This window comes from Nocardia sp. NPDC003979 (assembly GCF_053605015.1).
This window is the reverse complement of the sequence record NZ_JBSGIJ010000010.1, coordinates 268,654-275,704: the sequence shown is the minus strand read 5'-3', so window position 1 is coordinate 275,704 and position 7,051 is coordinate 268,654. Positions and strand designations below refer to the sequence as shown.

At 68.1% G+C, this 7,051-nt stretch carries 7 protein-coding genes; 3 read left to right on the top strand and 4 right to left on the bottom strand.

The genetic code is table 11. The features are described 5' to 3' along the window. Positions 1 to 231, top strand: a 231-nt coding sequence (locus ACWEVR_RS22165; RefSeq protein WP_452468523.1) for a hypothetical protein, incomplete at its 5' end; no start/stop codon positions are given. A gap of 108 nt (positions 232 to 339) precedes the next feature. Here the strand turns inward: ACWEVR_RS22165 and ACWEVR_RS22160 are convergent. Further along, entirely contained in the window at positions 340 to 1,473 is a 1,134-nt protein-coding gene (locus ACWEVR_RS22160; protein WP_452468522.1) for a metallophosphoesterase, read from the bottom strand. Between the two features lie 114 nt (positions 1,474 to 1,587). On the opposite strand from ACWEVR_RS22160, the gene ACWEVR_RS22155 reads away from it, so the two are divergent. Further along, a complete protein-coding gene (locus tag ACWEVR_RS22155; protein ID WP_281201975.1) occupies positions 1,588 to 1,710 on the top strand; it encodes a hypothetical protein in 123 nt (40 codons plus the stop codon). Further along, entirely contained in the window at positions 1,707 to 3,014 is a 1,308-nt protein-coding gene (locus ACWEVR_RS22150) for a replication-associated recombination protein A (RefSeq protein WP_452468521.1), read from the top strand. Before ACWEVR_RS22155 ends, ACWEVR_RS22150 begins: the two co-directional genes overlap by 4 nt. Before the next feature lie 178 nt (positions 3,015 to 3,192). Here ACWEVR_RS22150 and ACWEVR_RS22145 read toward each other — a convergent pair whose 3' ends face one another. From ACWEVR_RS22145 to ACWEVR_RS22135, 3 genes are all read right to left on the bottom strand, one after another. Next, positions 3,193 to 4,497: an FAD-binding oxidoreductase gene (locus tag ACWEVR_RS22145; RefSeq protein WP_452468520.1), complete on the bottom strand. Its 1,305-nt coding sequence runs from the start codon at positions 4,495 to 4,497 to the stop codon at positions 3,193 to 3,195. A gap of 221 nt (positions 4,498 to 4,718) precedes the next feature. Next, a complete protein-coding gene (locus tag ACWEVR_RS22140; protein WP_452468519.1) occupies positions 4,719 to 6,059 on the bottom strand; it encodes a UDP-glucose dehydrogenase family protein in 1,341 nt (446 codons plus the stop codon). Next, complete coding sequence (locus ACWEVR_RS22135; RefSeq protein WP_452468518.1) at positions 6,052 to 7,002, bottom strand: glycosyltransferase family 9 protein; 951 nt, start codon at positions 7,000 to 7,002, stop codon at positions 6,052 to 6,054. The genes ACWEVR_RS22140 and ACWEVR_RS22135 overlap by 8 nt, the downstream gene beginning before the upstream one ends. Positions 7,003 to 7,051 lie beyond the last annotated feature (49 nt).

Here is a 7,051-nt window from a genome sequence, read left to right as displayed (position 1 = left end):
CCGGAGAAGACCGACATCATCGTCGAAGACTTCGACGTGTTCCGGTATTACCTGCACCGGTTGGACGACCAGAAGGTGCAGTGGGACGCGGACCGGGTGCATACCCTGCTGGCGCGCCTCGGTGTCGCGCATCGCTACGACGGCCGTCGGGAGACGATCGCCGCCGCGCTCGGCGAACCTGTGCACCCCGCCGACGGTGTTCCCGGTGCGCCTCCACTGCGCTGCTACTGAAAGGCAAGCGTGTTCTGCTCGGCGCGGTGTCCGACGAAGCCTGTGTGATCGTCCTCGGTGAGAATCGAACGCCGCGTCCTCAGCGGCGGCTCGGGAGCTGTCGCCCCTTCACCTCTGCGGATGCAGGACCAGCACAGTGATCTCGCTGGGCGCGAACACTCGCATCGGCGGCCCCCAGTACCCGGTACCACGGCTGGTGTAGAGCTGGGTGCCGTTCGCGTGGCTGCTCAAACCGGAGACGACCGGCTGGTCGAGTCGGACCAGGTAATGGAAAGGCCAGATCTGACCGCCGTGGGTGTGTCCGGAGATCTGCAGTTCCACCCCCGCCGCCGAACTGTCGGCGACCTGACTGGGCTGATGTGCGAACAGAACCACCGGCAACCCCGGGTCGGTGCCCGCGAGCGCGCCCGCGAGATCAGGGCCGTGGCCTGGCACATCGTCGCCCGTGGGATCGTCGATCCCGGCTACGGTCAACCTGTCCCCGTCGCGTTCGACGGTCCGGTGCGCGTTGTGCAGCGGCTGCCACCCGATCGAGGTCATGTAGTCCAGCCACGACTGGGCGTCGCCGAGGTACTCGTGATTGCCGGTGATGTAGAACCGCCCCAGCGGCGCCCGCACCCCGGCGAGCGGAGCAACCTGATGGCGCCGTTCGTCCACCGAGCCGTCGACGAGGTCACCCGCCAGTCCCACGATGTCGGGTCGCTGCGCGTTGACTTCCTCGACCACCCGTCGCGACCAGCCCTCCCGATCGAGCGCGGCGAAATGGGTGTCGGTGAGCACCACCACCCGCAATCCGTCGAGGCCCGGCGCCAGCCCCGGTATCGCGACGTCGACGGTGCGCACCTGCGGCACCCGCCGCGCCTCGTAAACGCCGTACCCGGTCAGCACCACCGACACCACCACCACGGCGAGCGCGACAACTCGACTCGCACGAACTCCCCGTGCACCGACCATCCGCAGCCCACCACCGACCACCAGCCCGATCACCGACCAGCTGAACAGCACCCACACCACCCCGAGCAGGACGTCCCCGACGATCGCTGCCGAGTCGATCTGCGGCGGCCCGTGCCCGAGGATCAGCGCGGCCGGCAGGCAGATGTACCCGGCGACGAAAGCCACAGTGCCGACCCGGTACAGCGGACCACTGCGTTCGGTAGGGGCAGCGATCAGCGCCCACCACGGCACAGCGAGCATCACCGCCGGAATCAACACGATCAGTACCAGAAAGACAGCGGAGCTCACGAAATCCCGTTCTTCACAAGGCACCCCCGGGGCGGGACGCGGTTTCGGCGACACCGCTATTGTGCGACAACGCGAGATGTCGATGACGACCGGTAGCTTCGGAAAGGCAGAGCGATGACCCTCTCGGGGGAGCAGCTTCAGCAGGTCGCCCGCGAGACCGCGGGGGCGCTCGCCCACGTCGGCCACGGGCGGCCGTTCACCCCGCACCTCGATGTGGACCCAGGGAAGAAATCGTGAGTGAACAGCCGCCGTCGCTGTTCGAGGCCGACGACGCTTCCCGCCCTTTGGCGGACCGGTTGCGGCCTCGGACCCTGACCGATGTCGTCGGTCAGGACCATCTGCTGGCCGAGGACGCCCCGATCGGCCGGATGGTCGCCGCGCACCGGTTGGCGTCGATGATCCTGTGGGGCCCGCCCGGCTGTGGGAAGACCACCATCGCCCGGCTCCTCGCCGAACGGACCGACCTCACCTTCGAACCGTTGTCGGCGACGTTCTCCGGTGTCGCGGATCTGCGGAAGGTGTTCCACGCGGCACAGCGACGGAAAGAGGTCGGACAGGGCACGCTGCTGTTCGTCGACGAGATCCACCGCTTCAACCGTGCGCAGCAGGACTCGTTTCTGCCCTACGTCGAGGACGGCACGATCGTCCTCGTCGGCGCGACCACGGAGAACCCCAGCTTCGAACTCAACGGCGCATTGCTGTCACGCTGTCAGGTATTCGTCCTGAGACGTCTCGACGCCACCGCCCTGCGCGCACTCATCGGTCGGGCCGAAACCCTGCTCGGACCGCTGCCACTCGACGAGGACGCCCGGCAGGCGCTCGTCGCGATGGCGGACGGGGACGGCCGGTACTTGCTGAACATGATCGAGCAGGTGCAGGCATTGCCCGCACCCGTCGACTCGCTCGCCCTCGCCGCCGCGGTGCAGAAACGGGCACCGCTGTACGACAAGTCGCAGGAAGGCCACTACAACCTCATCTCCGCGCTCCACAAATCGATGCGCGGCTCCGACCCCGATGCGGCGCTGTACTGGTTGGCGCGGATGCTCGACGGTGGCGAGGACCCGTTGTTCATCGCCCGCCGCATCACCCGATTCGCCACCGAGGACATCGGCCTCGCCGATCCCGCCGCGGTGCAGCAGGCCCTCGCCGCATGGGATGTGTACGAACGGCTCGGCTCACCCGAAGGCGAACTCGCGATCGCGCAGGCGGTGCTCTATCTGGCGACCGCGCCGAAGTCGATCGGGGTGTACCGCGCCTTCGGCAAAGCCCGCGCGGCGGCGAAACGGACCGGCTCCTTGATGCCACCGGCGCACATTCTCAACGCCCCGACCCGGCTCATGAAAGACCTCGGTTACGGGAAGAACTACCAGTACGACCCCGACACCGAGACCGGCTTCTCCGGGGCGAACTACTTCCCCGACGGCATGCCACGGCAGACCTTCTACGAGCCGACCACCGGCGGATACGAGGCAGCGATCACCGAACGACTCCGCCACTGGGCGCGACTCCGCAAGGACAGCGACACCGGCACCGACTCATGACGTGAATCATGGCTTGGCTCAACCGATCCGGTGACGGCCACTTTTCGTGAGTCTGCCGCGGCAAGCCCTCTGCACCGGGCGGCCCCGCGCCGATCGTGGCGAATTCGGACCTCGCGGCTGTCGATCACGACGACCTCGGAGAATCCACGACGCCTGCGGATTCTCAGAGCCTCGGATTTCAGTGGTGGAGTGAGGCTCGGATGGTGTTGTGCGGATCGCGGGTGGTTTTGATCTGTCGTAGGCGCGCAAGGGTTTCCGGGTCGAAGGCTGCTGAAGCCGTCTCGCCGGGGGCGAGGAAGGTGTAGGGCTTGGAGCCGGTGATATGGGGGCCGAGGGCGCCGAGGATTTCGGTGAACCTGGCCTGGATGTCGTCGAGCAGGTGCGGAAGGCCGAGGCCGAGCATGTAGAGCGCGTACGGCTCGGTGACGGGCCCGCGGGCGCCACCTTCGGGCCGGGGTTCGGCGAGGGCGCCGCCGAGGCCGCGGAGTTGGATGTTGAGCAGCGGCGCGACCGGAGCCTCGATGAGGGTTTTGACCACCGCGTCGTCGAGATCGGTGAGCAGTTCACCGCGCGACAGCGAGGGGCTGGGATCGGTGGGTTCGGCGGTGATCCGGCCGATCTGGGCGGGGGTCAACGTGCCTCGGGTGTCGGCGAGGATTCCCTCGATGCTGTCGAGCCGGGCGGTCAGCGCTCGGCCTTCGTCCGGCTCGCCGAGGTAGGCGAAGTCGATCGCGACGGTCGGAGCGGCGCCGGGGATCTGGTAGCGCTGCAACCAGAGCGACAGTTCGGGCGGTGCGTCCGTGGTGAGCTCGGTGAACAGGTCGAACACCGCGCGGGTGCGGTCGGCGGGCCACATCACGCGGCCGCCGTACAGTCGCGGCAGCGGGAACAGGTCGAACTCGATCTCGGTGACGATCGCGAAATCGCCGCCGCCGCCGCGCAGTGCCCAGAACAGCTGCGGGTCGGTTTCGGCGGTGATCCGAGCGCAGCGGCCGTCGGCGTCGACGATCTCGAAGGCACGCACCGCGTCGGCGGCCCAGCCGTATTTGCGTGCGAGCCAGCCGAATCCGCCGCCGAGGGTGTAGCCGGTGACGCCGACGACGGGATTGCTACCGGCCAGGCCGGTCAGTCCCTGCGTGGCGGCGGCGGCTTGGACGGCACCCCATTGCACGCCGGTACCGACCCTGGCCGTGCGGCGCTCGGGCTCGATCTCGAGACGGTTCAGGGCGCCGGTGCGGATGAGGATCGCGTCTTCGATTCCGCCGGTCGCGCCGTGCCCGGTTGTTTGGGTGACTAGTTGCCGGTTCGTGCTGCGTGCGAACTTCACCAAGTCGGCGGCGTCGTGGGCGTCGGCGATAGCGACGACGCCCGAAACCGGCTGCGCCACCGCAAGATTCCACGGCTGAACCGCCTGCTCGAATCCCGCGTCACCGGGCAGCAGCACACGTCCACGGACCGCACTACGCAATTCCTCGATACCCATTGCCATGTCCTCGCTTGCTGTTGCTGTGGTCTCAGGTTGCTGCCTGGTTGACGACGTAAGGCAGGCAAGTGTGACATGCGATGGGTGAACGGGATTTCGTCGTGAACTAGAACCTCGGTCACTGCCTGACGGCCCCGATATCCGGGTGCGCTGATCGGCGGGCCCCGCCGTTCTTCATCGCGCTCAGGACGAAAGCCGCAAGGGCGCCGCACCTACCCCGGTTACTTCGACTGGTCCCTGAATCCGGCGGGGACGGATGACCCGATGCCCGCCACCGTGAACCCTGTGCCGTCCAGTAGTTGTTCATCGAGCAGGTTGCGGGTGTCCACGATGACGGGGTGTTCGACGGCGTCGGCGATCTTCTTCCAGTCGAGCGTTCGGAACTCGGGCCACTCGGTGAGGATGAGGATCGCGTTGGCGTCCTTCGCGGCGAGGTAGGGGTCGTCGACGACCTGGATCGCATCGGGGCCCGCCGCGAGGTCGTGTGCGCCGGATTGCGGCACGCAGGGGTCGTATGCCGTCACGAGGGCGTCGTGGTGGGCGAGCTGACGAGCGATGGCCACGGCGGGGGAGTCGCGTAGGTCGCCCGTGCCGGCTTTGAACGCGAGCCCGAACACCCCGATCCGCATACCCGCGAGGGAGCCGTCGACCGTACCGGTGACAGCGCGACGGACCTTGCGCAAGACCATCGCGCGCTGGTGGTCGTTGGCACGCACAGCGTCGCGGACGATGGCGAAGTCCACACCGGAGGCCTGCGCTACCGCCAAGAGGGCGCGGGTGTCCTTCGGCAGACACGAACCGCCCCAACCGGGTCCGGGTGCGAGGAACGACGGCCCGATACGCGCGTCCTTGCCCATCGCGTCGGTGACCTTCGAGATGTCGGCGTCGACGTGTTCGCACAGTTCGGCCACGGTGTTGACGAAGGAGAGTTTGACGGCGAGAAACGCGTTGCTGGCGTACTTGGCGAGTTCGGCGCTGGCCGTGTCGGATCGCAGGACCGGCGCATCCGTCCCCTCGTAGAGGCCGGCGACGTGCTCGGCCGCCTCGTGATCCGGCTCATCCGCACCGACGACGACGCGGTCGGGGTGCAGGAAGTCGTGCACGGCGTAACCCTCGCGCAGGAATTCCGGATTGCTGACGACCGGATGCCGGTGGCCGGTCAGTGCGGGGATGCGCGTGGCGGTGCCGACGGGGACGGTGGACTTGGTGACGAGCACGCACCCCGGGGACAGGATCGGACTCAGGGTCACCAGCGCGTCCTCGAGAATGCTGAGATCCGCTGTGCCGTCGGTGCCCATGGGTGTGGGCAGGCACAGCATGACCACTTCCGACTCGGCCAGTGACTGCGGGTCCGAAGTGAAGGTCAAGCGGTCCTCGGCGAGTCCTTCACGGACCAGTTCGGGTAGGCCCGGCTCGACAATCGTGACGGTGCCCGCGCGTAGGGCCTCGACCTTGGTCTCGTCGTTGTCCAGACAGGTCACATGATGGCCCAGATGTGCCAGGCATGCGGCACTGGTGAGGCCGACATAGCCCGCACCGACCACACCCACGCGGTTACCCATGGCGCGCCTCCTGTCCGATCAGTCTCGCCGCGGTCGAAAGCACTTGTTGCGGTGTGATGGAGAGCAGTCCGGGATCGGGTCGGTCGGCATGTGGATCGCCGACTACACCAGCCCAGAGCGTGATGTGGCTGCGCGCGTCGGGGGGTGGCCCCCACACACGCGGTGGGGTCGGTCCGAACAGCAGGACCGACGGTGTGCCGAAGGCGGTGGCGAGATGACCGACACCGGTGTCGCCGCAGACCACCAGAGCCGCGTCGGCGACGATCGCGGCGAGTTCGGCCAAGTCGGTACGGCCGGCGTACACCGCGGCGGGCGGGAGTCCCGCATCGCGTGCGACCGCGGTCGCCAACGAGACTTCATTCGCCGAACCGGTCACCACCACTCGATGACCATCGGCGCTGAGCTCCCGGGCCACCGTCGCGAAATATTCAGCGGGCCACCGTCGCGCGTTCGACGCCGCGCCGGGATGGATCACGATCACGTTCGACTCCGCGGCGGCGATCTCCGGCTTGGGCAGCGCAAGCGCCCGCGGATCGGTGTCGATACGCGCGTACGCCAGCAGCCGGCACCACCGCTGCACCTCGTGCAGTTCCGCGGACCACCGCGGCCCGGGGATTTCGGGAAAATCCGGGTGCCGATGAGTCAGCATCGTGGCGGGGCGCACCGCCGCCAGGTCCCGAATGCTCTGCGGCCCGCTGCCGTGCAGGTTCACCGCCATCCTGGGTGGTGTGCCGCTCCACCGCAGGGCGCCCAAGCCTGGAGTCGGTAGCAACTCGTCGACCGCGTCGATCAGGTCGACCAAGGGGCGCAGGGGTTCCGGCGCGGCGAGTACCACGCGATCGTCGGGGTACGCGGTCCGCAGCCCACGCAGGGCGGGCACGATCGTCAGCAGGTCGCCGAGGCCGAGCGCGCGGAGCACGAGAATCGTGCCGGTCAAGGCCACGACCCCGCTTCGGTCGTGCGCCGTGGGTACCACTGCGAGCTCGCGCCGA

Coding starts and splice junctions, on each gene's coding strand:
- ACWEVR_RS22155 (WP_281201975.1), top strand. CDS start 1,588: ATGACCCTCTCGGGGGAGCAGCTTCAGCAGGTCGCCCGCGAGACCGCG.
- ACWEVR_RS22145 (WP_452468520.1), bottom strand. CDS start 4,497: ATGGGTATCGAGGAATTGCGTAGTGCGGTCCGTGGACGTGTGCTGCTG.
- ACWEVR_RS22140 (WP_452468519.1), bottom strand. CDS start 6,059: ATGGGTAACCGCGTGGGTGTGGTCGGTGCGGGCTATGTCGGCCTCACC.